Origin of the sequence: Pontibacter coccineus, assembly GCF_030546575.1 — a bacterium.
Taxonomy (GTDB): domain Bacteria; phylum Bacteroidota; class Bacteroidia; order Cytophagales; family Hymenobacteraceae; genus Pontibacter; species Pontibacter coccineus.
The window spans coordinates 69,760-94,180 of sequence record NZ_JAUOTN010000004.1 but is presented as its reverse complement, the minus strand read 5'-3'; the positions used below and the strand labels follow the sequence as shown (position 1 = coordinate 94,180).

Annotated in this window: 29 protein-coding genes and 1 tRNA gene; 14 read left to right on the top strand and 16 right to left on the bottom strand. The window is 52.5% G+C overall.

Features of this window, described 5'->3' with window-relative positions:
* The first annotated feature begins 114 nt into the window (after positions 1–114).
* The gene (locus Q4E40_RS10380; protein WP_303411997.1) at positions 115–510 is read left to right on the top strand and encodes a hypothetical protein; all 396 of its coding nucleotides are present in this window, start codon (positions 115–117) and stop codon (positions 508–510) included.
* 1 nt (position 511) lies between these two features.
* On the opposite strand, the gene Q4E40_RS10375 is transcribed toward Q4E40_RS10380, so the two are convergent.
* Entirely contained in the window at positions 512–892 is a 381-nt protein-coding gene (locus tag Q4E40_RS10375) for a PH domain-containing protein (protein WP_303411996.1), read from the bottom strand.
* Positions 893–1,303: 411 nt separating this feature from the next.
* Between Q4E40_RS10375 and bshC the strand changes: the two genes are divergently transcribed.
* Together bshC and Q4E40_RS10365 are read left to right on the top strand one after the other, a co-directional pair.
* A complete protein-coding gene (gene bshC, locus Q4E40_RS10370; protein WP_303411994.1) occupies positions 1,304–2,866 on the top strand; it encodes a bacillithiol biosynthesis cysteine-adding enzyme BshC in 1,563 nt (520 codons plus the stop codon).
* On the top strand, positions 2,866–3,447 hold the full coding sequence (locus Q4E40_RS10365) for a 5-formyltetrahydrofolate cyclo-ligase (protein ID WP_303411993.1): 582 nt from the start codon (positions 2,866–2,868) through the stop codon (positions 3,445–3,447). Before bshC ends, Q4E40_RS10365 begins: the two co-directional genes overlap by 1 nt.
* Here the strand turns inward: Q4E40_RS10365 and Q4E40_RS10360 are convergent.
* The 4 genes from Q4E40_RS10360 to mnmC2 all read right to left on the bottom strand — a co-directional run bounded on the left by Q4E40_RS10360 (position 3,444) and on the right by mnmC2 (position 6,577).
* Complete coding sequence (locus Q4E40_RS10360) at positions 3,444–4,532, bottom strand: endonuclease/exonuclease/phosphatase family protein (RefSeq protein ID WP_303411991.1); 1,089 nt, start codon at positions 4,530–4,532, stop codon at positions 3,444–3,446. The two genes, Q4E40_RS10365 and Q4E40_RS10360, sit on opposite strands and share 4 nt — an antisense overlap.
* A 184-nt stretch (positions 4,533–4,716) precedes the next feature.
* Positions 4,717–5,034 (bottom strand): hypothetical protein, encoded by a 318-nt coding sequence (locus Q4E40_RS10355; protein ID WP_303411990.1) that lies wholly within the window; start codon positions 5,032–5,034, stop codon positions 4,717–4,719.
* A 271-nt stretch (positions 5,035–5,305) separates the two neighbouring features.
* Positions 5,306–5,845 (bottom strand): glutathione peroxidase, encoded by a 540-nt coding sequence (locus Q4E40_RS10350; RefSeq protein WP_303411988.1) that lies wholly within the window; start codon positions 5,843–5,845, stop codon positions 5,306–5,308.
* Between the two features lie 54 nt (positions 5,846–5,899).
* Positions 5,900–6,577: a tRNA (5-methylaminomethyl-2-thiouridine)(34)-methyltransferase MnmC2 gene (gene mnmC2 / locus Q4E40_RS10345; RefSeq protein ID WP_303411986.1), complete on the bottom strand. Its 678-nt coding sequence runs from the start codon at positions 6,575–6,577 to the stop codon at positions 5,900–5,902.
* Positions 6,578–6,964: 387 nt separating this feature from the next.
* Here mnmC2 and Q4E40_RS10340 point away from each other — a divergent pair, with 387 nt between their 5' ends.
* Both Q4E40_RS10340 and rlmN read left to right on the top strand, forming a co-directional pair.
* Positions 6,965–7,393, top strand: a complete 429-nt coding sequence (locus Q4E40_RS10340) for a thioesterase family protein (protein ID WP_303411984.1) — start codon at positions 6,965–6,967, stop codon at positions 7,391–7,393.
* 21 nt (positions 7,394–7,414) lie between these two features.
* On the top strand, positions 7,415–8,488 hold the full coding sequence (rlmN, locus tag Q4E40_RS10335) for a dual-specificity RNA methyltransferase RlmN (protein ID WP_303411982.1): 1,074 nt from the start codon (positions 7,415–7,417) through the stop codon (positions 8,486–8,488).
* A 75-nt stretch (positions 8,489–8,563) separates the two neighbouring features.
* On the opposite strand, the gene Q4E40_RS10330 is transcribed toward rlmN, so the two are convergent.
* Entirely contained in the window at positions 8,564–9,553 is a 990-nt protein-coding gene (locus Q4E40_RS10330) for a YihY/virulence factor BrkB family protein (protein ID WP_303411980.1), read from the bottom strand.
* A 14-nt stretch (positions 9,554–9,567) separates the two neighbouring features.
* Complete coding sequence (locus tag Q4E40_RS10325; protein ID WP_303411978.1) at positions 9,568–9,729, bottom strand: hypothetical protein; 162 nt, start codon at positions 9,727–9,729, stop codon at positions 9,568–9,570.
* Between the two features lie 64 nt (positions 9,730–9,793).
* Here Q4E40_RS10325 and Q4E40_RS10320 point away from each other — a divergent pair, with 64 nt between their 5' ends.
* Positions 9,794–10,588 (top strand): hypothetical protein, encoded by a 795-nt coding sequence (locus Q4E40_RS10320; protein ID WP_303411976.1) that lies wholly within the window; start codon positions 9,794–9,796, stop codon positions 10,586–10,588.
* A gap of 112 nt (positions 10,589–10,700) precedes the next feature.
* On the opposite strand, the gene Q4E40_RS10315 is transcribed toward Q4E40_RS10320, so the two are convergent.
* The 4 genes from Q4E40_RS10315 to Q4E40_RS10300 form a co-directional block, all read right to left on the bottom strand.
* The gene (locus tag Q4E40_RS10315) at positions 10,701–12,182 is read right to left on the bottom strand and encodes a DUF4403 family protein (protein WP_303411975.1); all 1,482 of its coding nucleotides are present in this window, start codon (positions 12,180–12,182) and stop codon (positions 10,701–10,703) included.
* A 48-nt stretch (positions 12,183–12,230) separates the two neighbouring features.
* On the bottom strand, positions 12,231–12,569 hold the full coding sequence (locus Q4E40_RS10310; RefSeq protein WP_303411974.1) for a thioredoxin family protein: 339 nt from the start codon (positions 12,567–12,569) through the stop codon (positions 12,231–12,233).
* 164 nt (positions 12,570–12,733) lie between these two features.
* Complete coding sequence (locus Q4E40_RS10305; RefSeq protein WP_303411972.1) at positions 12,734–13,402, bottom strand: hypothetical protein; 669 nt, start codon at positions 13,400–13,402, stop codon at positions 12,734–12,736.
* 282 nt (positions 13,403–13,684) lie between these two features.
* The gene (locus Q4E40_RS10300) at positions 13,685–14,662 is read right to left on the bottom strand and encodes an NAD-dependent epimerase/dehydratase family protein (RefSeq protein WP_303411971.1); all 978 of its coding nucleotides are present in this window, start codon (positions 14,660–14,662) and stop codon (positions 13,685–13,687) included.
* 330 nt (positions 14,663–14,992) lie between these two features.
* Here Q4E40_RS10300 and Q4E40_RS10295 point away from each other — a divergent pair, with 330 nt between their 5' ends.
* The 4 genes from Q4E40_RS10295 (at position 14,993) to Q4E40_RS10280 (ending at position 18,342) form a co-directional block, all read left to right on the top strand.
* Positions 14,993–16,441 carry a hypothetical protein gene (locus Q4E40_RS10295; protein ID WP_303411969.1) on the top strand — a complete coding sequence of 483 codons (1,449 nt, stop codon included), beginning with the start codon at positions 14,993–14,995 and terminating at the stop codon, positions 16,439–16,441.
* A 65-nt stretch (positions 16,442–16,506) separates the two neighbouring features.
* Entirely contained in the window at positions 16,507–17,703 is a 1,197-nt protein-coding gene (gene kbl, locus Q4E40_RS10290; RefSeq protein WP_303411967.1) for a glycine C-acetyltransferase, read from the top strand.
* 104 nt (positions 17,704–17,807) lie between these two features.
* A complete protein-coding gene (locus tag Q4E40_RS10285) occupies positions 17,808–18,098 on the top strand; it encodes a hypothetical protein (RefSeq protein ID WP_303411966.1) in 291 nt (96 codons plus the stop codon).
* Positions 18,099–18,123: 25 nt separating this feature from the next.
* Positions 18,124–18,342 carry a PLDc N-terminal domain-containing protein gene (locus Q4E40_RS10280; protein ID WP_303411964.1) on the top strand — a complete coding sequence of 73 codons (219 nt, stop codon included), beginning with the start codon at positions 18,124–18,126 and terminating at the stop codon, positions 18,340–18,342.
* A 73-nt stretch (positions 18,343–18,415) separates the two neighbouring features.
* On the opposite strand, the gene Q4E40_RS10275 is transcribed toward Q4E40_RS10280, so the two are convergent.
* The 3 genes from Q4E40_RS10275 to folP all read right to left on the bottom strand — a co-directional run bounded on the left by Q4E40_RS10275 (position 18,416) and on the right by folP (position 20,758).
* The gene (locus Q4E40_RS10275) at positions 18,416–18,757 is read right to left on the bottom strand and encodes a hypothetical protein (RefSeq protein ID WP_303411962.1); all 342 of its coding nucleotides are present in this window, start codon (positions 18,755–18,757) and stop codon (positions 18,416–18,418) included.
* A 298-nt stretch (positions 18,758–19,055) separates the two neighbouring features.
* Positions 19,056–19,904: a diadenylate cyclase CdaA gene (cdaA, locus tag Q4E40_RS10270; RefSeq protein WP_303411960.1), complete on the bottom strand. Its 849-nt coding sequence runs from the start codon at positions 19,902–19,904 to the stop codon at positions 19,056–19,058.
* Positions 19,901–20,758, bottom strand: coding sequence for a dihydropteroate synthase (folP, locus tag Q4E40_RS10265; RefSeq protein ID WP_303412619.1), 858 nt, complete (start codon positions 20,756–20,758; stop codon positions 19,901–19,903). The genes cdaA and folP overlap by 4 nt, the downstream gene beginning before the upstream one ends.
* A gap of 42 nt (positions 20,759–20,800) precedes the next feature.
* Between folP and Q4E40_RS10260 the strand changes: the two genes are divergently transcribed.
* From Q4E40_RS10260 to Q4E40_RS10245, 4 genes are all read left to right on the top strand, one after another.
* On the top strand, positions 20,801–21,355 hold the full coding sequence (locus Q4E40_RS10260) for a DUF1599 domain-containing protein (protein ID WP_303411959.1): 555 nt from the start codon (positions 20,801–20,803) through the stop codon (positions 21,353–21,355).
* 190 nt (positions 21,356–21,545) lie between these two features.
* Positions 21,546–22,637 (top strand): BT_3928 family protein, encoded by a 1,092-nt coding sequence (locus Q4E40_RS10255; RefSeq protein WP_303411957.1) that lies wholly within the window; start codon positions 21,546–21,548, stop codon positions 22,635–22,637.
* Positions 22,638–22,652: 15 nt separating this feature from the next.
* Positions 22,653–23,174: a shikimate kinase gene (locus Q4E40_RS10250; protein WP_303411956.1), complete on the top strand. Its 522-nt coding sequence runs from the start codon at positions 22,653–22,655 to the stop codon at positions 23,172–23,174.
* 106 nt (positions 23,175–23,280) lie between these two features.
* A complete protein-coding gene (locus tag Q4E40_RS10245; RefSeq protein ID WP_303411955.1) occupies positions 23,281–23,895 on the top strand; it encodes a sterol desaturase family protein in 615 nt (204 codons plus the stop codon).
* A 63-nt stretch (positions 23,896–23,958) separates the two neighbouring features.
* On the opposite strand, the gene Q4E40_RS10240 is transcribed toward Q4E40_RS10245, so the two are convergent.
* Positions 23,959–24,129, bottom strand: coding sequence for a hypothetical protein (locus Q4E40_RS10240; RefSeq protein WP_303411953.1), 171 nt, complete (start codon positions 24,127–24,129; stop codon positions 23,959–23,961).
* A gap of 204 nt (positions 24,130–24,333) precedes the next feature.
* Positions 24,334–24,407: transfer RNA gene (locus Q4E40_RS10235), tRNA-Asn, on the bottom strand.
* Between the last annotated feature and the right edge of the window lie 14 nt (positions 24,408–24,421).

Genomic DNA, 24,421 nt, shown 5'->3' with positions numbered 1-24,421 from the left:
GCAAACAAGAGGTTTCCTTTTTTGATTCTAATCCGGAATTGCGTATCATAGTGATTCAAACCGAAGTATAGTACAAAACCCGGGCATTCGTATGCGAAAGCCTATCTCTCCCAAATGCGGCACATTAAATTACTTACGACAGATTCGCTCACACTGGAATACAATGCTGTGGAAGATTACATCGCCGCTACCTGGCACGGCACCTTCACCAGCGATGTCATTAAACAAGGCTACGAACGGATCCTGTTTTTTCTGCAGAAAGAGCACTGCCATAAGCTGCTCGACAACCACTTCGACGTGCAGGGCCTATGGGTAGAGCTGACTGATTGGGTCGCTTATGACTGGCATCCGCGGGCAGAGCAGGCGGGCCTGCAATACCACGCTGCCGTTTACTCGCAAGACTACTTCAGCCGGCTCTCCACCGACAGGGCCATAAGTCTTGTGCGCGACGGCATTGCCAAAGGGTTCGAAACGACTGAAAACGCAGAAGGCTGGCTTAACTCGCTGTAAGCTATTTCAACACATACTTGCTAAGTACCTTGTAGGCCTCATTCACATTATCCCCTTTGCGGAATTCCTGTTTGATAGTGGGTGTGGCCTCACCTGTCAGCCAAATCTTCAGCTCGGCGTCAAAGTCCATCATACCGGCACTCTCTTTCGAGAACATCTTGATGCTGGCGTACGGTACACTCTGGTATTCGATCTTGGAGCCCGTCAGACCCTGTTTGTTCACCACGATCAGCCGCTTGTTCGTGAACACGAGCATGTCGCGGATGAGTTTGAACGCCTTTTCAATCTGCTCGTCGTCGAGTAGGATCGGCTGAAACTCTTTGGTGAGTTTTTCGACAGGCACCGCAGAGGCATGGCCCATCAATCCGTTTAGTAATCCCATATGGTTTTGTCTTTGCTAAGTATACGGACTTTGCTTCTTTAGTTTTAATGCTCTCGACTTCGCTCGCGTCCCGCGAGTAGAGTGCTGAGTGGCGTCTCGCCAATTATGGCAGAGGCGCAAAGAATTGTGGAAGCGATAGTTTTAACAATTGCCTGCTACCAGAGTCCGCCGGATGGCTCACACCCGCGGGATGCGAGCGGGGGCATAGTATAGCCTGAGAGCGTAAACGCCGGTTTTGGCCAAGTAGGTATACGCACAAATTTCCGATTCCGTCCGCCTATACCTGTTTTCTGTCGTATCAGCTGTATATCAGGAATAAAAAAACGAACTTTGTGGCGCAACCCAGGCAAAGGCGCCTTGTGATACGCACAAGCGCAACGCCACAAAACAGAGCAGATGGAAGTAACCGATATGAAAATAACGAAGGTCACGTATGCCGCCACAGGCGCCTTCTCCCAGACAATAGCCGATTACCTGTCCCAAAGCGAAAAGCTGCAGGGGTTCTATCACCGCTTCCCAACGCTGGAGGCTTTCGGCGAACAGATCAAGGAGAAGCAATTCACGGAGGCCCAGCGCCATACCTTGTTTCAGGCTTTGCAGGAGCAATATAGCTCGGTGGCGGATATCCACCCCGCTGTGCAGCAAAACCTAGAGCTGTTGCAGCAGCCCAACACCTATACCGTTACCACCGGCCACCAGCTCAATATTTTCACGGGTCCGCTTTACTTTGTGTACAAGATCGTAACGGCCATCAATACCTGTCGTCACCTGAAGGAGCAGTATCCGGATTACAATTTTGTGCCCGTGTACTGGATGGCCACCGAAGACCACGACTTTGCGGAGATCAACCACTTCAACCTGTTCGGCAAGCGCTATACCTGGGAGTCGGAGCAGAAAGGTGCCGTGGGGCGCTTCTCTACATCCGGACTTGACAAAGTGCTGGAAGAACTGCCCGAAGCTTTCCCGGTTTTTGAAGAAGCCTACCGCAACAGCAAAACACTGGCCGACGCGACCCGCGCCATCACACATGCCCTGTTTGGGGAGTATGGCCTGGTGAGCATCGACGGTGACCACCCAGAACTCAAGAAGGCACTTATACCTGTTGTGGAGAAAGAGCTGACGGAGCAACTGTCTAACAAACTGGTAGAGGAAACCAATGCGCAACTGGAACAACTTGGGTATAGGCCGCAGGTGTTTTCACGCGAGATCAACCTGTTTTACCTGCAAGAAGGTATGCGTGAGCGCATCGTGCAGGAAGGCGACCGGTATAAGGTCCTTAACACCGACCTCAGCTTCACGCAGCAGGAAATCCTGCAGGAGGCGCAGCAGCACCCGGAGCGCTTTAGCCCGAACGTGATTTTGCGCCCGCTGTATGAAGAAATGGTGCTGCCGAACCTGGCCTACATTGGCGGTGGTGCCGAAGTAGCCTACTGGTTCCAGCTTTGTCAGGTGTTTAAGGCCCATCAGGTAACTTTCCCGATCATCATGCTGCGCAACTCCGCGCTGTACATCAGCAAGCCGAATGCCACCCGTCTGCACAAACTGGGCCTGCAGCCGCTCGATCTGTTTCAGGATTACCAGGAACTCAAAAAGAAGCTCTCGTCGCAGCTGCACGAAGCGGATATTGACTTAGCTGCGCAGCGGGAGGCCGTGGCACAGGCTTTTAAGCAGGTAGAGGAATTGGCGGCAGGTATAGATCCAACCCTGGTGAAAGCCGTAGCGGCCGAGCAGCAGAAAGCCCATAACACTCTGCAGATGCTTGAGAAGAAACTCTCCAAAGCCCGCGACAGCAAGCACGAGCAGACCTTTAAGCAACTCGAGAACCTGAAGGACAGACTCTTCCCGAACGGCAGCCTGCAGGAGCGCCAGGATAACCTGCTCTCGTACCAGACCAATCACCCGAACTTTATACCTGCGCTGGTAGAGGCCTTTGACCCACTGGAGTTTAAATTCACGATACTGGAGGAGGAATAATGCAAAAGGCTGAGCTGCGAAAGACCATGCTGCAACGTCGCCGGGCCCTGTCCGTCGACGAGGTGGCCGTGCGGAGCGAGCGCATCGCCGATTTGTTTTTCCAGCACTTCCCGCTTCAGGCAGGGCAGACGGTGCACGTGTTTCTGCCCATCATCAAAAACAACGAGGTGAACACCTGGGCCATCATTGAGCGGCTGCGGCTGGAATACCCCGCCGTGCAGGTAGTGGTGCCTGTGACCGATGCCGCCCAAAATGTGCTCACCCATCATCACTTAACAGAAGAGTCGGTGCTGGTGGAGAATGCCTGGGGTATACCGGAGCCGAAAGACGCGCAGATCGTGCATGCCAACAAGGTGGATCTTGTGCTGATTCCTTTGCTGGCTTTTGACAGGCAGGGCCATCGGGTAGGGTATGGCAAGGGTTTCTACGACCGTTTTCTGGCTGACTGCCGGCCTGATGTAGTGAAGGTAGGGCTGTCGTTGGAGCCGCCTGTGGAGCGCATTGCCGACCCCAACGTGTACGACGTGCCACTCGATTATGCCATTACCCCCGAAGGCGTCTGGCCCGAGGCTATACCTTAATCATCTTCTTCCTGCGCTTCTTCTTTGCCCTCTTCTATGGTTTCGGCGGCCTCCTCTGCCGTGTCCTCATCGGGCTGCGGCTCTTTTTGCTCATACTTGTTCGCAGGCGCAAAGCTTAAGGTGGCCATCATCGGGAAGTGATCGGAGTTGATGTCCGGCAGACGTTCCAGTTTCACCAGCTTGAAGTGGTCCGAGTGAAAGACATGATCCAGGGGCCATCGCAGTAACTTATAGTTGGCGTTGAATGTGTTGTAAAAACCACGGCCTATACGCGGGTCCGGCAGGCCGCTCACTTCCTGGAACAAGAGGGTGGTCTTCGACCAGGCCACATCGTTGAAATCCCCAGCCACAATCACGGGGTAGTCTGAGCGCTTCACTTCTTTACCAACCAGCACGATCTCCGCATCACGCTTTTTGGAGTCATCATCTTCTGTGGGAACGGGCGGCTTGGGATGAACGGCGTGCAGTTCCACCCATACGCCGTTTCGCAGTTGCACATAGGTTTTAATGGAAGGAATTTCTTTGTCGAGCAAATGTTGGATGCGTGTCTGGCGCAGGGGCAGCTTGCTGTACAGGTGCATGCCGTAGGTGTTCGACAGGGGGATGGTGACACGCTCCGGGAAGGCGTCGGTGGCAGGGCGCAGGGCTTCCTGCCAAATGCTATCCGTTTCCAGCGTGAGCAGCAGATCGGGGTTGCGTTCCTGTATCAGGTTGATAAGCAACTGATGCTCCACGTTGTTCTGATACACATTGGAAACCATAATGCTGAGCTGTCCGCCCGCGGGGGCATCGGCAGGCGCCTGCTTCACCTCTACAGGGGAGAGGAAGGTATAGGGATAAATATTCACGGCCTCGTACGCAAGAGAGACGACCAGCCCCATCAGTAAGATTCTGTCTAAGCCAAGGCGCCACAGGCGCATGCCCAGGAAAAAGAGCAGCGTCAGGGCGGCCATAACAAATATCTGGGCTCTGGGATAGTCAAAGATGCGGATATACCAGTCCTTAAAAGGCAGTAGCGGCACAAAGGTCGCTATGATGAGTATGGTAGCCACAGTTCTCAGCGCAATGACTGCAGCGTTTTTCATAGTTTTTCGGGGTGCGTTTGGCAGGGCTTGGTTTGGAGAGATGGTTTTTCTATATAGTTGGTTTGCAGTATTACGCAAGCTCCACGCAGATGTTAGGTGATTTAGCCGGACGAGACTGGGCTGTCAACAAAAAGCCCCGCTGCATACCTGCAACGGGGCTTTGAGAAGGGAACGCTAACAGCGTTTATTTCTTTTTGCCATTTAGCGCCTGGCGGAGTTGCGCAACTGGGCCAAATTCAGCCTGCTCAATTGTTTTGCCGCCGAGGTAAATTTTGCGCAGCTGCACTTCAACAGGTGCCATGGTGCGGGTCATATCCGAGCTCACCACCTTCGTGTAAAATTCACGGGCCTCTACCACTGCACCGCGCTCAAACTGATGTCTTGACTCGTTCTTGTTAACGGGCAGGCCAGGGATCACCTGGTAAGTCGTGCACACAACCTCGTACTTTGCCTTGAATGGGGTTACCAAAGGCTTCACTACTTTCTGTAATAATTTCTTCATTTTGCTTCCTGTTGATTTGCTTTCATTGCTCTAAGACAATGCAAAATAAGACTTAATTCCAGAAATAAAACAATTTTTGTAACAGCGCCTGAAAAAAAATAAGCTGAGGGAGACTGTAAGGTGCTGTTTTATACTTTGTTAAGATAAAACTATGCGATAGGGGTCTAAAAATAAGCGTCTTGGGATAAATCAAAGGTATGCAGCATGCCCGCTATACCCTGGTAGCATACTGTTCAGGCTACTATAACACAGCCTGCAACTTGCTGATATACTATTTGTTAGCCTGTTCGAGCGTGTCAGGTCTGACTTCCGTTTTTTGCAGCAGGCGCTCTATATCCGGTGTTATTTTCTCGGGTTTGGTTATCGGGGCGTAGCGTTTTACCGGCTTGCCGTTGGCGTCGATCAGAAATTTAGTGAAGTTCCATTTCACACGGCTGCCCAGCAATCCACCCAGTTCTGACTTCAGGTATTGAAACACCGGATGGGCATTGCTACCGTTTACGTCCACTTTCTCCATCATCGGAAAGCTCACGCCGTAATTGATCAGACAGCCCTGTTCTATTTCTTCCTTACCGCCCGGCTCCTGGTTGCCAAACTGGTTGCAGGGGAAGCCAAGAATTACCAGGCCTTCGTCTTTGTACTGCTTATACAGGTTTTCAAGACCTTCGTACTGAGGCGTGAAACCGCAGTGGCTGGCTGTGTTCACAACCAACACTACTTTCCCCTTAAAGTCTTCCATGTTCACTTCCTTGCCCTGCAAAGAAGTAGCCGATAGGTGATAGAATTCGCTGTTTTTGTGGGATGTGCTCATGTATTCGTTTGTAAGGTATATCCTATACCTCAACCGAAATTCTTTCAAAAGGTTTTACTCCACAGGTCGGAGGCCGCGCGTCATTTCACGCTTGCCCGGAGGGCCTGGCAGGGCTTCTACTTCGTAGCCGGCCGCTTTGAGGCTGCGCTTAAACGAACCCTTTGCACAGTAGGTAACCAGTACACCGCCGGGGCGGGTAGCCTGGAACAGCTTGGCAAACATCTCGTCAGACCACAGTTCGGGCTGCTTTTCGGGAGCGAAGGCATCGAAGTAGATCAGGTCGTAGTAAGCGCGCGGCGGTACGAACTCTTCGAGCGTTTCGTGTATTTTTTGCAGCGTAAAGTAAGGGATCACATCGACTGGCTCGTTCCAGGGGGCCTGGTGCAGGTTCAGAAACGCGTCGTGCAGCTCCGGGTTCAGAATTACTTTGTCGAACTGCAGTTGCTCCACCACCTTCATTTCCAGAGGAAACTTCTCCAGCGTATCGTATTGGATAAAGGCTTTTTGGGCCAGCGCAAAAGGGTAAGTGAGGATGGCGTTGAGGCCGGTGCCAAATCCCACTTCCAGTATCTTGATGTCCTTGCGAAGATTAAGCACATGCTCCAGGCCGTGCTTAATGAAGACATGCTGCGACTCCTGCAAAGCGCCATGCACCGAGTGGTAGTGCTCGTTCAGTTCGGGCACGTACAGGGTGTTGGAGCCGTCTTTGGTCTGCCTGATTTCGAGATGCATGATTATTTAATTAACTTACAAATGTAAGCAATGGTTGGAGAATAATGAGGAATGAATAGTTAAGAATGAATAATGATTAATGAGGAATGAATAATCGGGAATGACTATTGAGGAATGATGAACGTGCTACACCGCCCCGTGGCTTAACTTTCTAACTCTACCCATACGCAGCTTGATTCGGACCTTCTCGTCCGAATTTTGATATACTTAGGACTTCTGCATCCGCTTGTACGAAGTACACGGGGATGTGGACATCCCCAACAGCTTGCTTCGGGACATGGATGTCCCGAAGAGCATCTTGTTACTGTACGGGCAGGTCGCGACCTATCCAATCGTACATCACTAACCATTCAACAATTCAACCATCAACAATTTAACAATTCAAAAATGCCCCGCATCAAAGTAGCAATACCTGCACACGTGTCTTTCGAGGCCGCTATACCTGTCCGCATCACCGACCTCAACTACGGTGCCCACCTGGGCAACGACGCCCTGCTCTCCATTCTGCATGAGGCGCGCTTGCAACTGCTCAAACACTTTGGCTATACCGAGCTGGATCTGGGCGGCGCCAGCCTGATCATGGCCGACGTGGCCATCGAGTACAAGGGCGAAGGTTTCTACGGCGATGTGCTGACGCTGCGGCTGGCTTTCGACGATGTTCACAAGTATGGCTTCGATATTACCTACCACGTACTCAACCAAAATGGCAAGGAAGTAGCCCGCGCCAAAACCGGTATGCTGTGCTTTAATTACCAGGAAAGAAAATTAATGGCCCTGCCCGACGAAGTAAAAGCCCGGATTGAAACTAAAGCCTGAGTATTTTTGTAATTTTGTGGTATGAATTTGATTGCAGATATCCCCGTATTAACTAAAAAAGACATCCGGAAGCTGTCGCTCGACGACTTAAAGGCCTGGCTCGTGGAGCAGGGCGAGAAAGCGTTCCGTGCCAAGCAGGTCTATGAGTGGATCTGGAAGCACTCGGCGCAATCGTTTGAGGAGATGAACAACGTGAGCCTGGCCCTGCGCGAAAAGCTGGACCAGCACTTTGCCATTAATGCGGTAGTGGTGGCCACCAAGCAGATCAGCAACGACGGCACCATCAAATCTGCTTTCAAACTGCACGACAACAACATTGTGGAGGGTGTGCTCATACCGCACGAAGAGCGTAAGACTGCCTGCGTGAGTAGCCAGGTAGGTTGCTCGCTTACCTGCAAATTCTGCGCCACCGGTTACATGGACCGCGTGCGCAACCTCGATGCCGCTGAGATCTACGATCAAGTGGTGCGCATCAACGAGCAGAGTCTGCAGCAATACGGCCAGCCGCTTTCCAACATCGTGTACATGGGCATGGGCGAGCCGATGCTCAACTACGCCAACGTCATGAAGAGCATCGAGCGCATCACGGCGCACGACGGCCTGGGTATGGCCGCACGCCGCATTACGGTGAGCACGGCAGGCATAGCGAAGATGATCAAGAAGATGGCCGATGATGGTGTGAAAGCCAACTTGGCCCTGTCGCTGCACGCCGCCAATGACGAGAAGCGCAACCAGATCATGCCGATCAACGAGACCAACTCACTCGAGGCGCTGACGGATGCTTTGAAGCACTTCCATGAGGTGACGGGCCGCAAAGTGACCTACGAGTACATCGTGTTCCAGAACTTCAACGACACCCTGCAGGATGCCGAAGAGCTGTACCGTTTCTCTAAGGTGATCCCTTGCAAGATCAACCTGATCGAGTACAACCCGATCGAGAACGCTGACTTTAAAAACACCGACGAAGACCGCTGGCAGAACTTCATCTATTACCTCGCCGACCGTGGCGTGCAGGTGAATGTGCGCCGTAGCCGTGGCAAAGACATCGACGCTGCCTGCGGACAACTCGCCGTAAAGGAGAAACAGCCCGCTTAAGGTATACCTAACATAAATACAAAAGGCCCCTGCTATACCTGTAGCAGGGGCCTTTTGCTATACCTGGGTGTGCGATCAACTGGCTTTGTTGAACCTGCCTTCCGGCCTTGGTCTGCCGCTGGAGATGTCGTGTGGGTTGTCAGTGATTTCCTGCTCCCGGAACAGCACCGCATGTGCCTTGGGTCGTATTTCCTGGCCAAACTCAGCGGCATACTGCTGGGTGAACTCCGCCCCGAACAGCACGATGAGCGACGAGTAATAGATCCATACCAGAATCACGATGATGGAGCCGGCTGCCCCGTAAGCCGAACCCGGATCACTGGTACTGATAAACCAGCTGATCAGGAATTTGCCAATGGTGAACAGCAGTGCCGTGATCAAAGCGCCCACCCACACGTCTTTCCATTTGATATAAGCATCGGGCAGGTATTTGAAAATAAGTGAAAACAGGGCCGTGATGATGGCAACCGACAGAATAAAGTCCATGGCCTTGATGAGGAAGTACAGCACGTCAGGCGAGATAAACTGCAGGTAGTTGTCGAAGATGGTCCGGAGATAATCGCTCAGAATGGAGATAACCGCACTCAGCAGAAGCGACACCAGCATCAGCAGGGCGATGCTCAGCACGATGCCAAACGAGAACATGCGCACTTTCAGCATCTTCACAATGCCGTTTGTGGGCTTTGGTTTCACGTTCCACACCCTGTTCAGCGACTCCTGCAGCGTAGCAAAAAACGTAGTGGACGCAAAAATCAGCGTTCCTATACCTACCCAGAACGCGATACCACCTCCCTCGCTCAAAGCCGCATTCTGCACAATGGTCTCAATAGACTCAGCTGCGCTAGGGCCGATCGCCCCTGAAATCTGGCTGGAAAGCTCACCGGAAACGGCCTTTTCTCCAAAAAAGAACCCGGCCGCCTGTATGATGATGACCAGCAACGGAGGTATTGAGAAAATAGCGTTGAAGGCCAGTGCCGCCGCGAGCATCAGGGAGCCGTTGTCCAGAAACCCGTTGAAGGTATTCTTTGTGATGGGGAATATAATGCCGGTTATAGATTTCGTCATATCGCTTGTCTGTATCAGAATAGCTTTTTGATACGGCAGCGATAAATGTTAGGTTGGAAATGCTGGAGCTTATCGATGGTGGCCGTGAGGGTGCCGCGCGCATTCACGACAGCCTGTATACCTGCCGGGCTCAGGCAGATGTTCTCAAGCGCCAGCTCACTAATGGCCCCACGCAACAGCTGTGGATTTCACCTACACAGTATGCCTGTAATGGGTTGAAGCCCACCCGCCTGCGGCACCATGGCGGCATCCTGCGCGGGTATAAATCCGTACACGGGAGCGAACGTAAAGTATAGCCCGATGTCGCTACGAAACCCCCTCCAACCGCTGTTCCTTTTCCTGTGTCTGCTGTTGTCCGGCTGCGCCCAAAACCCCGGCGATAAAGCCAAAAATATAGCCCAGGGGGTGCTGGAAAACATGGGCGGGGAGAAAGGTTGGAAGGACACCCGCTACCTTGCCTGGACCTTCAACAACCAGTACCAGGTGTGGGACAAACACCAGAACCGCTTCCGTTGGGAGCAGGACAGCCTCGTCGCCATCATCAACACCGACACCAAGGAGGGCAACGTATACGTAGACGGCCAGGAGCTGCAGGACCCGGAGGAGAAACAGAAGCTGCTGGAGCGTGCCTACGCCCTCTGGATAAACAACTCATATTGGCTCGTGATGCCCTTTAAGCTACTGGACGAGGGCGTAACGCTCCAGTATGCGGGCGAAGAGCAAACACTGGAGGGTGCTCCGGCCGATGTGCTGGAGATGACCTTTGCCCAGGTGGGCCTCACGCCGCAGAACAAGTATAAACTATGGGTGGATAAGGAGCAGGGACTGATAACGCAGTGGGCCTTCTTCCGAAGCGCAGAGGATGCCGAGCCCTCCTTTACCCGGCGCTGGAGTGATTACAAAGACTACGGGAGTATAAAACTAGCCTCCGACCGCAGTAACGCCCAGGGTGAATTCAAGCTGACCGACATAGCCGCCCCGGCCGAGGTGTCGGATAGCGTGTTCAACAGCCCCACGCCAATCGAGAAACTTTAGCGCTTAGAACGCGAAACACAGGATCATTCTATACCGGTCCGGTATAGAAGAAACGGGGAGGGCTGCCATTTTTTGGCAGCCCTCCCCGTTTCTAAAAAGTCTGTGTCCGGAACTACAGCTTATCGATGGTGGCCGTCAGGGTGCCGCGCGCATTCACGACAGCCTGTATACCTGCCGGGCTCAGGTAAACGTTTTCAAGCGCCAATTCGCTCACGGCCCCGCGTAGCAACACGGACTCGTGCAGGCGGCCTTGCTGGTTCAGGGTATGCTGCAGCATGTTGCGCACCTCGGTCAGCTGGCTCTGCACGGGTATGTTCACCTGATTCTGAATCATGTCTTTAAACTTGTTTTTAGCGAGCCAGTTGGCGGTGCTCAACAGCATATCTTTGGTGTCGAGGTCATAGTCCACGTCGCGCAGTTTAATGGAGGCGGTTTGCGCATCGTAGTAGGGCGTGCCGCGCAGGTAGATTTTACCTACTAGCTTCTTGGTGAAGAGGCCCGCTTTGGTCTTGCCGTCCACGTCCAGCATCAGAATCAGCTGCTCACCGCTTGGCGTGATGGCCGCGTCTTTCACGGTGAGCTGGCTTTTGCCGTCGTCGAAGGTATAGGTTTGGTTGGCCACCTGCTGCTGCAGCAGGCTGCTGGCCTGGGTATAGGGCACGGTGGCGGTCAAGCCGATCTGGATGTCGTCGCTCAGGCGGCTGTCGATGATCAGGCGGGGCAGGGTCTGGTTTACCTGTGCCTTTGGCTTGCCGTCGGTGCTCACCTGTATAAAAGAGCTGATGCCCAGGCGGGTGTGCAAACTGCCGTTGTGGGCGTAGAGCGGGGCCATGCGCACTTCCTGCGGACTTACCGTAAGCCAGGCGTTGAGGTTGTTGTCCAGCTTAACTGGTTTCTGCAGCTGCACCCAGGTATCAGCCACGTACTGGCGCAGATTCAGGCGGTTTTGTATTTCCTTGTCCAGCTGGCGGGCGATCGTGTTCATCTGCTGCTTCATGGCAGGCTCTATAAAGCGGGCCAGCCCGATCTTTAACGGACCCAGGGTGATATAAGGCTTGGTGTTGCCCCACTCAAAACTGCTGCTCGTAATGGTATTCACTTTATAATCGTCGGTCAGGCCGAAGCGGCTTTCCGTTTGCACGACCATGTCAAAAGAGGTGGCTTCGGTTTTGCTGAACGAAGGGCAGGATTTGCAAGGCCCCCACTGCCAGCGCCCTTTGGCGTATACCTGCAACGGTATGCTGAAGTAGAGCTTGTCCTTTTCGGCCCGGATGGTCATGCGCCCCTTTTTGAGCACGGTCACCATCAGGTCGTCATCGGCCAGGTTATCGTCTTTGTAAAGCGTGCCTTGTACTTCCTGGTTCAGCTTGTCTTCGATAGCAGACAACGGTATGGAAACAGGTATGCTGATAGAGGAGAGCTTCGGTTGGTACACGGGGGCATGCGCCACGGTGGCCGGCGGGGCGGTGGTGTCCAGGCAGGCAGTACTGGAGCAGGCCTGAAAAACAAGCAGGCTGCTGAGTACAATCAAAATAAAAACGAACTGTAGGGTAGTGAGTCTGAACACGCGGTATAGCCTTCTAAATAATGGCACAATTTACGGCTTTTGCGCTTTCGCTATACCTGTGCCAGGTATAGTAAATCAGGATTCCTGGCCAGCAGGTTGCAGGAGCCGGGTCAGCATAGCGCGAATACCTTCTTCGGTGTCAACAATACCGCACTCCTGAATTGTTCCTTTCAGGTAGGAAGCAAAAAATGGCGTACCCGTTAGTTTGACTTCCTGACTGGATACGGGGTTCTCGCTGGCACTCATGCGCGCGAAGGTGATGTTGTTGTATTGAGGTTCCGTGGAGAACTTCCGAAAAGATGGGGAGAGCTTTTTGCAAACCGGGCAGGCCGGGTCGGTGAACTTGACGATCACCCTTTCTTTTTCAAATATCAGCTGGCGCAGCTTGTTGTCATTTATATCAGTTACAGTCATGATCTCGTGTTTTGTAGTCGCGTACCTGCTGCGGTTCTGCGACGGGACTTCTGTAACTTGTAGACGTTTTGTGCAAAATATAGGTTAACTGCTGAATAAGAAAACAGCCGCCAACAAGATGCTGGCGGCTGATTATACAAGTGTAGCTAATCTTTAACCTTTATTTAAAATACAAATCCAAGGCGGATTCCTCCGGTGGAAAATGGGGAGAAGCGAATAGAATGATAGCCCTCCCTTTCATCATTGAAATCGGAGTGGCGTTTATGTATCACTTTTACATCGCTGTGTTTTTGATATTGGATGCCGGCTCCTACTTCGAAGCCCACATAGAAACGCGGTGCGAAGTAGTAATCAACCCCGGCAAGTCCATTCAGGCCGATATTAAAGTTAGAGCGGCCCTCATATCCATTTGAGTTTGTGCTTCCTTCTATTATGTAATCTGCGCTTTCAGCCCGAGAAGAGCGAAAGCCGATCGGTAACTCAGCTCCTATGTAAGGCGATAGCCTGTTCGTTCCCGCAAAGTGCTTTTCTATACCTGGCGCTATGCTGATGCTAAAAGTCGAGCCACTACTCTCTTCACCTTGTTTGCTAAAGTCATAATTTAGGCTGGTACCTAATCGCAGGGCCTTGTTTTCGGCCGTAAACTTGCGGACACGTAACTGACCACCGTTTAGAAATATACCATGTTCCAGGTTGACAGCCACTTCAGTGGTAATGTCGCCAACATTAGGTTTGTAAGTTTTGTTCTCAGACTGAGCGTCCTCTACAATCTGCGCCTGCGCGGTGAAAGCTGCGGCCAGGCAGCAGGAAAGGGCGAGTAGTTTTAGTTTCATAAGTATAATTTGGTTGAGTATATATAGTGAAAATCAAATACTGTGCCATGATGGATTATCTGAGGTATAAGCATGCGAAAGAAATGTCCTTTGGAGATGTGAATTACCTTAAGTGATTAGTTATTACCATGTTGTGTGGAAATAAAAAAGCGGGTGATGCTTTCGCACCACCCGCTTCCGGTTTTATACTTTGTAGAGTTAAGGCCTCAGGAGACGATCAGCTCATGTGTTCTACCCTATAAGTCGGCAGTCTTATTATCAAAAGAATTTAGATGCCTATACCTAGGCCAGCGTCTGCTCTTCCTTCATCTTTTTCAGGTTCAGGAGCATGTCTTCTGTCATGGCATCCAGGTCGTATGCCGGCTTCCAGCCCCAGTGCTGCTGTGCGGTGCTGTCGTCGATGCTCTGCGGCCACGAGTCGGCGATCTGCTGACGGTAGTCAGGCTTGTAAGTGATCTTGAAGTCAGGTATAAACTTTTGGATGGATTCAGTGATTTCCTTCGGCGAGAAGCTCATCGCGCTCAGGTTATAGGAGTCACGAATCTTCACTTGCTCAGCCGGGGCGTGCATCAGGTCCAGTGTCGCTTTCAGGGCATCCGGCATGTACATCATCGGCAGGTACGTGTTCTCGCTCAGGAAGCACTCGTATGTTTCGCCTTCCAAAGCCTTGTGGTAAATGTCCACGGCGTAATCAGTGGTGCCGCCGCCTGGCAATGCCTTGTAACCGATCAGGCCCGGGTAGCGGAGGCTGCGCACATCGAGGCCATACTTCTGGAAGTAGTACTCGCACCAGCGCTCGCCGGCCTGCTTGCTGATGCCATACACTGTGTTCGGGTCCATGATAGTATGCTGGGGCGTGTGCTGGCGCGGGGTGTTCGGGCCGAAAACGGCAATGGAGCTAGGCCAGTATACCTTCTGCACCTTATGCTCCAGCGACAGGTCCAGCACATTGAAGAGGCCTTCCATGTTCAGTTTCCAGGCGAACTTGGGGTTGCGCTCACCTGTGGCCGACAGCACGGCGGCCAGGTGATAGATCTGCTTGAATTTATATTTGGAGGCCAGCTCGGCCAGTATGTTTGTGTCCAGCACATCCACTTTCTCAAATGGGCCTGAGTCACGGAGGTCAGCCTGCTTGGGAGCCGCAATATCGGCTGCCACTACATTAGACCCGCCATACATGTTGCGGAGCTCCAGGGTGAGTTCGGAGCCAAGTTGTCCGCAGGCGCCAATCACCAATACCGTGTCACTTGTGTTTGCCATAGTCTTAAAATTATTTGCACAAAGTAACCGATTTCAGGGCAATCCTGAAAGTATAAGCGCAAGAATCCCAGCGGTTCTGAAATAGAAAACGCCTGCCAAAGGCAAGCGCTTCAAGCTCACTAATTTAATCTTAACCTGATATTTTCACCACAGTCCAAAGGTATAGCGGCGAACCGGGTACTGAAATAGCAAAGGACAGATTTAACGATTAAGTAACGCAATGGTAAATTAGAAATAATACCATCCTGTTTCAGGAGTGCGATTTTCTTATATTTGTTGAGCAAAAGGCCGATTCAGGTAGCACAGCGGGCCAATTGAACGAATATAAACATGATTCAGACCTGTTTCCGTACCTTTGCAGGTATAGCACACGGTCAGCGCACTATGACGTTTGAAGAGTACCTCATAAAGAAGCGGATAAACAGGGGAGCCTTTGCGGCAGAAGACCCGGCCCGGTACCAGGCCTGGGAAAGCATGTATGCGCAAATGCACCCCAACAGCTTTTATGTGGCCGTGAAAATGGTGCTCAACAACGTGCGGCTCCGCTACCACCTGCGCGAAGAGGACGTACCAAGGCCAGCCACTACAGCCGCTCCACGGCCAGCTGCCCAGCGTGCGACCCCTGCCAGTAGCACTGAAACAGTAACTCCAACGGTTTTAACAGAGGCTCCGGTCGCTATACCTGTTACCCCGGATGTTCCACAGGAAACAACTGAGGAAAAGCCGGTTACACCTGCTGCAGCGTCTAAACCAAAACCTGTGGTGCGCCGACCAGCTGCCCTGAAGCCACCCGTGGAAGGAGAGGAAACCACAGCAGTTAAACCAGCCGAAGAAGCCGCCAAGCCTGCCGCACCACGCGCCAGACCGGTGATCAAGCGCCCGGCCGCCCTTGCAAAACCAGAAGATCAGACAGCCAGCCAAGAGCAGGATACTAAAGCTATACCTGAGCAGAGCGTTTCTTCGGAAGCATCAGCTGAAACGACTAAGCCAGCCCGTCCGCGGCCTGTGATCAGGCGACCTGCCGCATTGCACACTCCACCGCAAGGTGAGGAGCAACCTGCGACGGAACAGCCAGCCGAAGGTATAACACCAGCAAGCGAAGCAGTTGCAGAAGCCCCCAAGCCAGCTAGGCCAAGACCGGTGATCAAAAGGCCAACCGCTTTGCAGAAGCCTGTGGAAGAGGAGCAATCCATTCCAAGTACTGAAGATAAGTCAGCTGGAGCAGAAACAGCGCCAACAGGTATAGACAACTCAACGCAATCAGCTACCGAAGACGCACCAAAACCGCCCAGGCCACGGCCTGTCATGAAGCGCCCGGCTGCTTTGTCCAAACCAGCTGCAGCGGAAGCGAAGCCGGAAGAGGTGAGATCTGCTGAGGAGGAACTTGCTATACCTGATTCGACTGCAGACGTATCACCAGAAGGGAAACTGCCAGCAAATGTCTCCCCTGCGGAAACGTCACTAACAGCACAGACTACTGAAACGGAGCAGGCAGGAGAGAAGCCAATTGAAAATACACCGGAAGCCGGATCAGATGCGACGTCACCAGCCAGGCCGCCAAGACCGCGCCCGATTATCAAGCGCCCGACACCGCCAGCAGCACCAGCGCCAGAGGCAGAGCCGAAGGCGGAAGAGCAGCAGACGAGTATACCAGCAGTAGACAGTCTCGGGGAAGCAACGACTGGAGAACCACCTATACCTGAGCACCAGGTGGAAAAGCCGAAACCACCACGGCCGCGACCCATCATCCGTCGACCGCCGCCTAAAACAGAAGAATAACCGGAGGCAGGTGCTATACCTGTCCGAACAAAATAAAACAAGTAACAGCCTAACGAAGATAACCCATGTACGAAACCTTAAAACCAGATTTGGAAAAACAGCTTGCCGAGATCAAGGAAGCTGGTTTGTATAAGCAGGAGCGTATCATTACCACGCCGCAGGGCGCTGACATTGATACGACGCAGATGGAGCACGTGCTCAACTTCTGCGCCAACAACTACCTGGGCCTGTCGGCTCACCCGAAAGTGATCGAAGCGGCCAAAAACGCCATCGACACGCACGGCTACGGCATGAGCTCGGTGCGCTTTATCTGCGGCACGCAGGATATCCACAAAGAACTGGAGCGCAAGCTGTCTGAGTTTCTGGGCACGGAAGACACGATTCTGTACGCGGCGGCCTTCGATGCGAACGGTGGCGTGTTCGAACCGCTTTTCGATGCGGAGTCGGCTATCATCTCAGATGCTCTGAACCACGCTTCCATCATCGACGGCATCCGTCTGTGCAAAGCGCAGCGCTTCCGCTACGAGCACAACAACATGGAAGACCTGGAAGCCAAGCTGCAGGAAGCCATGGATGCCGGCACCAAGCACCGCATCATCGTAACCGACGGCGCCTTCTCCATGGACGGCACCGTAGCGCAGCTCGACAAGATCGCAGAGCTGGCTGACAAGTATCAGGCCCTAATCTTGGTGGACGATTCGCACGCGACCGGATTTATGGGCAAGACGGGCCGTGGGGTGCATGAGTACCACAACGTGATGGACAAAATAGACATCATCACAGGCACGCTGGGCAAAGCCCTGGGCGGCGCCATGGGTGGTTTCACGTCCGGTAAAAAAGAGATCATCGACATGCTGCGCCAGCGCTCGCGCCCCTACCTGTTCTCCAACTCACTGGCTCCGTCTATTGTGGGCGCCTCCATTGCCGTGCTCGACATGCTAAGCTCTACCACCGAGCTGCGCGACAAGCTGGAGTGGAACACGCAGTACTTCCGTGAGCAAATCACAGCGGCTGGTTTCGACATCAAGCCGGGCGACCACCCGATTGTGCCGGTGATGTTGTATGATGCGCCGCTGGCGCAGGAGTTCGCGGCCCGCATGCTCGACAAAGGCATCTACGTGATTGGTTTCTACTACCCGGTGGTACCAAAAGGACAGGCCCGCATCCGGGTGCAGCTGTCTGCCGTGCACGACCGCGTACACATCGACAAGTGCATTGCCGCCTTCACGGAGGTTGGCCGCGAGCTTGGTGTGATCAAGTAAGATTGCAACAATATCAAGGTATAGAAACAGCCGCTTCCTTTGGGGGAGTGGCTGTTTTTTTTATATCTTGTCAGAAATGGTATTTACCTATACCTGCTATACCTATGAACAATGTCAAAATAAAGGCTGGACAGTTGTTGCTCGGCACCGTGCTGGCCTGGTTGGTGATCTCGTTTCTGGCCTATGCCACAGCCGACATGCGGGGTGAGGTAAATCTGACGGGTACGTTGCTGCAAATTACCTTTTACTTCTCCATTCTGCTTTCTGCGGAGGCTTACCTTAGTATGATGCTTAACCCGCAGTGGGTGCGCGTGAACCTGGGTATGATACTCCTGCTTTGCGCCCCGGCCTTGGCCTACCTGGCGTGGTTTGTCAGTCAGCTTTTGTTTGGGTAAAACTTTTCAATCTCAAGCCTACTCTATGCTCTTCTGCTTTATCCAAAACGATCCCTTTTTCAGCTCCATCGTGCTGCTGGTGGTGGCCCACTACATCCTGGTCGTGCTTTCGCTGCTACACCTGATCTTCAAAACAGACTATACCCTGACGGAGCGCTTGCTCTGGATGGTAGTGCTATGGGTCGTGCCGGTATTTGGGTTGCTGGCGTATTGGGTGTTTTGGAGCAGGAGAAATAAGGTATAAACGCAAAAAAGCCTCCGCTTAGCGGAGGCCCTTTCCATAGTTAGTTCTAAGTATTGTCTTAAATGCGCTGAGGCTATTCTTCTTTAGATGCGTCTTTGCCTTGTTCGTCAAGGGTGATCGTGCCAGACTGACCTTCTTTGTTGGTCAGGTTGATCTCGTAAACAACTTTCGCGTCGGCAGCACCTTCAGCTGGCTTCACTTTGTAGATGTCGCCTACAGTCCACTCTTTGTAAGTTTCATGATCCAACACTGCCTTTACAGGGGCTGGAAGCTGATCTTTGGTAACTTTCTCTTTATTGTCGTTCTGAGTTTGCGTCTGGGCTTGCTCAGCAGCCTGTGTAGCTTGTGCGTTGGCATCGATTGATGTAAATCCAAGAAGGGCGATGGCGGCTGCTAAAAAAGTTGCTTTTTTCATGTTATGCTTGTTTAGTTCTGATTAACATTTGATTTCGCATTACCCCATTGGCATAACCGTGCCATAACTTGGTTTTTCATTTAAGTTATTGACGGATAGTATTTTATGAAATTACCAAGCTTTGCTCAAACTGTGGAAGCGGATAGATAGGTGGGGAACAACTTCCACACAGTGTGGTCTGAGCCCTCAGTGAGGTGTTAATAAAAGGCAGCTATAGCCCACAAGAGGTAGGGGTTATCGTAAATAAAAAAGCCAGTCCCGAGAGGCTGGCTTTTTTTATTAGCTTATGGTTTATACTTCACACTGCGGTTACCGACTTCTCGGTAGGAGCCGGAGCAGCGGCTGGTTTTTGGTCTGTATCGAAGAGGAACTGGTTGAGCTTGACGCGCAGGTCGGCAGAGGAGAGGTTGCGGTATACCTCGGCGTTGCGCACCAGCGCGATCTGGCCCGTCTCTTCCGATACCACCAGCACCACACTGTCGGTTACTTCGCTGAGGCCGATGGCGGCGCGGTGGCGCAGACCCATCGAAGCAGGTATGTCGTTGTTCTCTGTTACGGGCAGAATGCAGCGGGCTGCTTTAATGCGATTGCCCGAAATGATCACGGCACCGTCGTGCAGCGGACTCGTCTTGTTGAAGATCGACATCAGCAATCGCTTCGAGATCACGGCATCGATCAGGTCACCGGACTCGGCATAGTATTTCAGTTCCGAACTCTTGGCAAACACGATCAGCGCACCCGTATTCTTGGCAGCCAGCGACTTGGAGGCTTCAATAAAGGGGGTGAGGCTGAGTTTTTCCACCTGGTCGCGGCGCCACGGGAAGCCTCGGAACAGGCGGTCGTTGTTGAAGGCGGTGGTTTTGCCGATGAGCAGAAGGAAACGCCGGATTTCGGGCTGGAACACGATGATGGCAGCGAGAACACCCACTCCCATAAACTGGCCAAGGATGATGCTGAGCAGCTCCATGCCAGCCGCCCTTACCACCAGGTATAGCAGGTATACGGAGAGCAGCCCCAGGAAAATCTTGAGGGCCACGCTACCGGTCAGGAGCTTGTAGAGCTGGTAGAGCAATACTGTTACGAGCAGGATGTCAAGCACATCCAGCAACTCAATCTCCAGGAAGCCTACTGTAAATAAAGGGATCAATGCGCTACTTTCGTGTATAGTTGGATAGTCTGTTTAGTTTCTTTTACGTCGTGCACCCGCAAAATGTCGGCGCCTTTTGTTAACGCGATGGTGTTGAGTACTATTGTGCCGGCCAGCGCCTCTGATTGGTTGATGCCGAGGTACTTGTAGGTCATGGACTTGCGGGATACTCCCACTAGTAACGGCAGCTCCAGTATGCGAAGTTCCTCAAGGCGGCGCATTAGCTCAAAGTTCTGATCCACGGTCTTGGCAAAACCGAAGCCTGGGTCCAGGATGATGTCGTTCACACCCAGGTTCTTCAGCTGCGCTACCTTCGCCTGTAGCTCGTCTATCACTTCCAGCACCAGGTCTTTGTAGTCCGTCAGGCTGTTCATGGTTTGCGGTGTGCCGCGCATGTGCATGAGGATGTACGGTACCTGCAGTCGCGCCACGGTTTCGAACATGGCCTCGTCGAGGTTGCCGCCCGCAATGTCGTTGATGATGGAAGCGCCCGCCTGTATACTTGCCTCGGCCACTTTGGCCCGGAAGGTGTCCACGGAAATAATGGCCTCCGGAAAGCGCTGCATGATGGCCTCCACGGCAGGTATAACCCGGTCCAACTCTTCGGCTACGGATACCTCCGCGGCTCCCGGTCGGGAAGAGTAACCCCCCAGGTCGAGAATGTCAGCACCGTCGCGCAGCATGCTTTCGGCGCGGTGCAACACGTCATCGAGGGAGTTAAGGCGGCTGCCTGCATAAAAGGAGTCGGGCGTGACGTTGAGGATGCCCATCACGAGTGGCGTGTCCAGCGAAAGGATTTTTCCGCGGCAGTTAAGTGTGCTTTTCCTTCGAAAAAACTTATCTTTCGATTCCAATGTTGGCGTATCTGTCAATCGTTTAAAATTAAAGCTAAAAAGTTGATTAGTCAAACACTCCAGGAATATAATCAGGTAGTAAACCGCTGCAAAGACACCTTCGTCAAGAAGACCAAAGATTACGGCACTGCCTGGCGCGTGCTGCGCCTGCCGTCCATCACCGACCAGATCTTTATCAAGGCACAGCGCATCCGCTCTATTCAGGAGAAAGGCAGGCAAATGGTAGAGGACGACATCCGCGACGAGTTTGTGGGCATCATCAACTACTGCGTGATCGCCCTGATGCAGCTCGGCCTGCAGGAGAGCGACGAACTGACGCTTTCGGCAGAGGAGGTGGAGCGCATGTATACCCAGCACATCGAGGAGAACATCAAGCTGCTCAACGCCAAGAACCACGACTACGGCGAGGCCTGGCGCGACATGCGCGTGAGCTCCATCACTGACATTATTCTGATGAAGCTCTACCGCACCAAGCAGATCGAAGACAACGAAGGCCAGACCCTGATCTCGGAAGGCGTGGAAGCCAACTACCGCGACATGATCAACTACGCTGTGTTCGCGCTGATCAAGCAGGGCTTTGCGGAGACAGCCAAGTAAGGTATAAGCCAGATACAAATGTGTCATCTCGACCTTTGGGAGAGATCTGATAGAGCATAAGCCAGGAAGGCTTCAGATTTCTCACTAGCGTTCGAAATGACAATACGCTGAAAAAAAGAAATTAGGGAGTGTGGGTGATTCAGTTTATCTGATTTCCTAAACTCCCAACTCTTAAAATCTCAAACTCAAAATGCGATACATCACCAAATTTTTCTGGCTCTTTGTGGGCGTGCTGTTCATCTTCTCGGGCCTGATCAAGATCAACGACCCGGTGGGGACAGCCATCAAACTGGAGGAGTATTTTGAAGTGTTCTCCCACGACATTTCGCCAGTGTTTTTGTCGCTGGTGCCGGCGGCTCTGTTTCTGTCCATTTTCCTGAGTGCGGCGGAGATTGTGCTGGGCGTGGCGCTCCTTATCCGCTGGAAGCTTAAAGAAGTGCTGTGGCTGCTGCTGGCTATGATCGTGTTCTTTACCTTCCTCACCTTTTACTCGGCCTATTTCAACAAAGTGACGGACTGCGGCTGTTTCGGCGATGCCATCAAGCTCACGCCCTGGGAGTCGTTTACAAAAGATATCGTGCTGCTGGTGATGATCGTCTGGCTGCTTATTAACCGTAAATACCTGCAGCCACTGGTGCAGCCTAAAGTGGGCGCGATTGTGACAGCCCTCACTGCCTTGATCTCGGTGGGCATCGGTTGGTATGCCTACGAGCACCTGCCTTATGTCGATTTCCGTGCCTATAAAATAGGCAACAACATCCCGTCCCTGATGAAGCCTTCGGCACCGTTGCGCTACAAGTACGTGATGGTGAAAGACGGCCAGGAGGAGGAGTTTGAGGACTACCCGATGGACGAAGCCTATACCTTCAAGGAGATGGTGGCGGTGAATCCGGAGGACGGACCGAAGATCACCGACTTTAACGTGTGGAACGATGAGGGCGACTTCACGCAGGAAATACTGAGCGGCAACAAACTGCTGGTGATCGTGCACAGCGTAGAGAAAGCTAACCGCAGCCACATCGATCAGATAAGCAAACTGGTGCAGGAAGCCGAACAGCAAGGTATAACGCCGGTGATCATCACCTCGTCGGGCCGCCAGGAGTTTGAGGCTTTCCGCCACGAGGTAGGTTTGGCCGCTCCCTACTACTTCGGCGACGGCACGGTGCTCAAGACCATGATGCGCTCTAACCCCGGCACCATGTTGCTGCATGACGGTACTGTAAAAGGCATGTGGCACCACAACGACACGCCCGGAGTTTCGGAGTTGGTGAGTTTGCTGTAAGAGAAACGCTATACCTTGGCTTTGAAAGCACAGCACATTTTCCTGATCGGCATGATGGGGGCCGGCAAGACCACCCTGGGCAGGCAGCTGGCCGGGCGGCTCGACTATACCTTCGTAGACCTCGACGAGTACATCGAGCAACGGGAAGGCAGCAGCATTGCGCAGCTCTTTGAGACAGGAGGGCAGGAGCTGTTCCGGCAAAAGGAACGGCAGGCACTGGAGGCGGTGGTGCGTGAATTCGAACTGGTTGTTGTCGCCACGGGCGGCGGCACCCCCTGCTTCTTCGACAACATGGATTTTATCAACCAGCACGGCACAAGCATTTTTCTGGATGTGCCGGCTGAGGAACTTGCCCAGCGGTTACTTTTAACAGATTTAAGCCAGCGGCCCCTGCTGGCTCAGAAAAATGAAGCCGGGCTAAAGGATTTCATAGTCAAAACATTAGCTGAACGCATCGCCTACTATCAGCGGGCCAGGTATACGCTATCGGGAAAAAGGTATAACATTGAACGGTTAGAATCGTTAGTTAAACCATAACAAAAACTCCGCGTTACCGCTCGTGCATTGCAGCGGTAAATACATACGGTATACCTAATATTTAACTAATATTGCAGTTAAAATCCGTTTTTAGCAAAACCTGACTATGAAACCCAATCACAAAGGACAAGCGCAGATATTCCAGAACCCTGTGCTGGAAAGACTGACCCGTACGCACATTGCACTGCCTATTTCCATCTTTATCATCATTGCCATCGGGCTGATCTACTATGGGATCACCTACAGTTTCATCAATGTGCTGGAAGCGATCAGCTTCTTTCTGCTGGGCTGGCTTATCTTCTCGCTGATCGAGTACTGCGCGCACCGTTTTGTGTTCCACATGGACACGGACACGCCGATGAAGGAACGCATCCAGTATACCTTCCACGGAAACCACCATGAGTACCCGAAAGACAAGGAGCGCCTGGCCATGCCACCGATCGTGAGTTTGTTCATCGCTTCGTTCTTCTTCTTTGTGTTCAAGCTGGTCTTCGGGCAGTTTGTGTTTGGCGTAGTGGCCGGTATGCTGTTTGGTTACGCGCTATACCTGTTTGTGCACTACGCGGTGCACGCCTATGCGCCGCCCAAGAATTTCCTGAAGCAACTCTGGATCCACCACAGCATCCATCATTACAAAGACCCTAATGTGGCTTATGGCGTATCGTCGCCGCTCTGGGACTACATCCTGGGCACCATGCCGAAGCGCGCAAACGCAAAGTAGTTTGCCATATGAAAATCAAAAAGGGAGCCTACTGGCTCCCTTTTCTTTTGTTAGGTATTAAGCTTATCGTCTGAATCTGCTAAACAGCCAGCCCACCAGGGCTACGATCAGGACGATGATGATGAGGGCGGTCCACATACCTGCCTCGAAGATGTCTCCTATCACTTCGCAGCTGCTCAGCGTAACCGCCATCAGCACGAATAGTACGGATAAGTATGCTCTTATATTTTTCATGTTCTTAGTTAGTTTAAGTTATAGCCCAGCGCTACCCGCTCTTTCAAAGCGTGTTGCCTTGCTTAATATGACGAAATTGTCATATATATATCAGATACTTACTTTTTTGAGAAAAGGTTGGCTTTAACGCCGTGGCAAGCTGCAGTGGAATGGCTGACTGAAAGGGTATAAAACAAAAAAGCCACTCAATTGAGTGGCTTTTCGCTCTCCCTCCTGGGCTCGAACCAGGGACCCTCTGATTAACAGTCAGATGCTCTAACCGACTGAGCTAAGGAAGAGTGTTTCGGTTATT

Excerpts from the sequence above, each read along its gene's own strand:
- Q4E40_RS10350 (WP_303411988.1), bottom strand. The coding sequence starts at position 5,845 with ATGAGCACATCCCACAAAAACAGCGAATTCTATCACCTATCGGCTACT.
- rlmN (WP_303411982.1), top strand. The coding sequence starts at position 7,415 with ATGAATTTGATTGCAGATATCCCCGTATTAACTAAAAAAGACATCCGG.
- mnmC2 (WP_303411986.1), bottom strand. The coding sequence starts at position 6,577 with ATGCATCTCGAAATCAGGCAGACCAAAGACGGCTCCAACACCCTGTAC.
- Q4E40_RS10330 (WP_303411980.1), bottom strand. The coding sequence starts at position 9,553 with ATGACGAAATCTATAACCGGCATTATATTCCCCATCACAAAGAATACC.
- Q4E40_RS10280 (WP_303411964.1), top strand. The coding sequence starts at position 18,124 with ATGCTCTTCTGCTTTATCCAAAACGATCCCTTTTTCAGCTCCATCGTG.
- Q4E40_RS10275 (WP_303411962.1), bottom strand. The coding sequence starts at position 18,757 with ATGAAAAAAGCAACTTTTTTAGCAGCCGCCATCGCCCTTCTTGGATTT.
- Q4E40_RS10240 (WP_303411953.1), bottom strand. The coding sequence starts at position 24,129 with ATGAAAAATATAAGAGCATACTTATCCGTACTATTCGTGCTGATGGCG.
- Q4E40_RS10375 (WP_303411996.1), bottom strand. The coding sequence starts at position 892 with ATGGGATTACTAAACGGATTGATGGGCCATGCCTCTGCGGTGCCTGTC.
- Q4E40_RS10285 (WP_303411966.1), top strand. The coding sequence starts at position 17,808 with ATGAACAATGTCAAAATAAAGGCTGGACAGTTGTTGCTCGGCACCGTG.
- bshC (WP_303411994.1), top strand. The coding sequence starts at position 1,304 with ATGAAAATAACGAAGGTCACGTATGCCGCCACAGGCGCCTTCTCCCAG.
- Q4E40_RS10365 (WP_303411993.1), top strand. The coding sequence starts at position 2,866 with ATGCAAAAGGCTGAGCTGCGAAAGACCATGCTGCAACGTCGCCGGGCC.
- kbl (WP_303411967.1), top strand. The coding sequence starts at position 16,507 with ATGTACGAAACCTTAAAACCAGATTTGGAAAAACAGCTTGCCGAGATC.
- Q4E40_RS10295 (WP_303411969.1), top strand. The coding sequence starts at position 14,993 with ATGATTCAGACCTGTTTCCGTACCTTTGCAGGTATAGCACACGGTCAG.
- Q4E40_RS10360 (WP_303411991.1), bottom strand. The coding sequence starts at position 4,532 with ATGAAAAACGCTGCAGTCATTGCGCTGAGAACTGTGGCTACCATACTC.
- Q4E40_RS10380 (WP_303411997.1), top strand. The coding sequence starts at position 115 with ATGCGGCACATTAAATTACTTACGACAGATTCGCTCACACTGGAATAC.
- Q4E40_RS10310 (WP_303411974.1), bottom strand. The coding sequence starts at position 12,569 with ATGACTGTAACTGATATAAATGACAACAAGCTGCGCCAGCTGATATTT.
- Q4E40_RS10300 (WP_303411971.1), bottom strand. The coding sequence starts at position 14,662 with ATGGCAAACACAAGTGACACGGTATTGGTGATTGGCGCCTGCGGACAA.
- Q4E40_RS10320 (WP_303411976.1), top strand. The coding sequence starts at position 9,794 with ATGGCGGCATCCTGCGCGGGTATAAATCCGTACACGGGAGCGAACGTA.
- Q4E40_RS10355 (WP_303411990.1), bottom strand. The coding sequence starts at position 5,034 with ATGAAGAAATTATTACAGAAAGTAGTGAAGCCTTTGGTAACCCCATTC.
- Q4E40_RS10245 (WP_303411955.1), top strand. The coding sequence starts at position 23,281 with ATGAAACCCAATCACAAAGGACAAGCGCAGATATTCCAGAACCCTGTG.
- Q4E40_RS10340 (WP_303411984.1), top strand. The coding sequence starts at position 6,965 with ATGCCCCGCATCAAAGTAGCAATACCTGCACACGTGTCTTTCGAGGCC.
- Q4E40_RS10255 (WP_303411957.1), top strand. The coding sequence starts at position 21,546 with ATGCGATACATCACCAAATTTTTCTGGCTCTTTGTGGGCGTGCTGTTC.
- Q4E40_RS10305 (WP_303411972.1), bottom strand. The coding sequence starts at position 13,402 with ATGAAACTAAAACTACTCGCCCTTTCCTGCTGCCTGGCCGCAGCTTTC.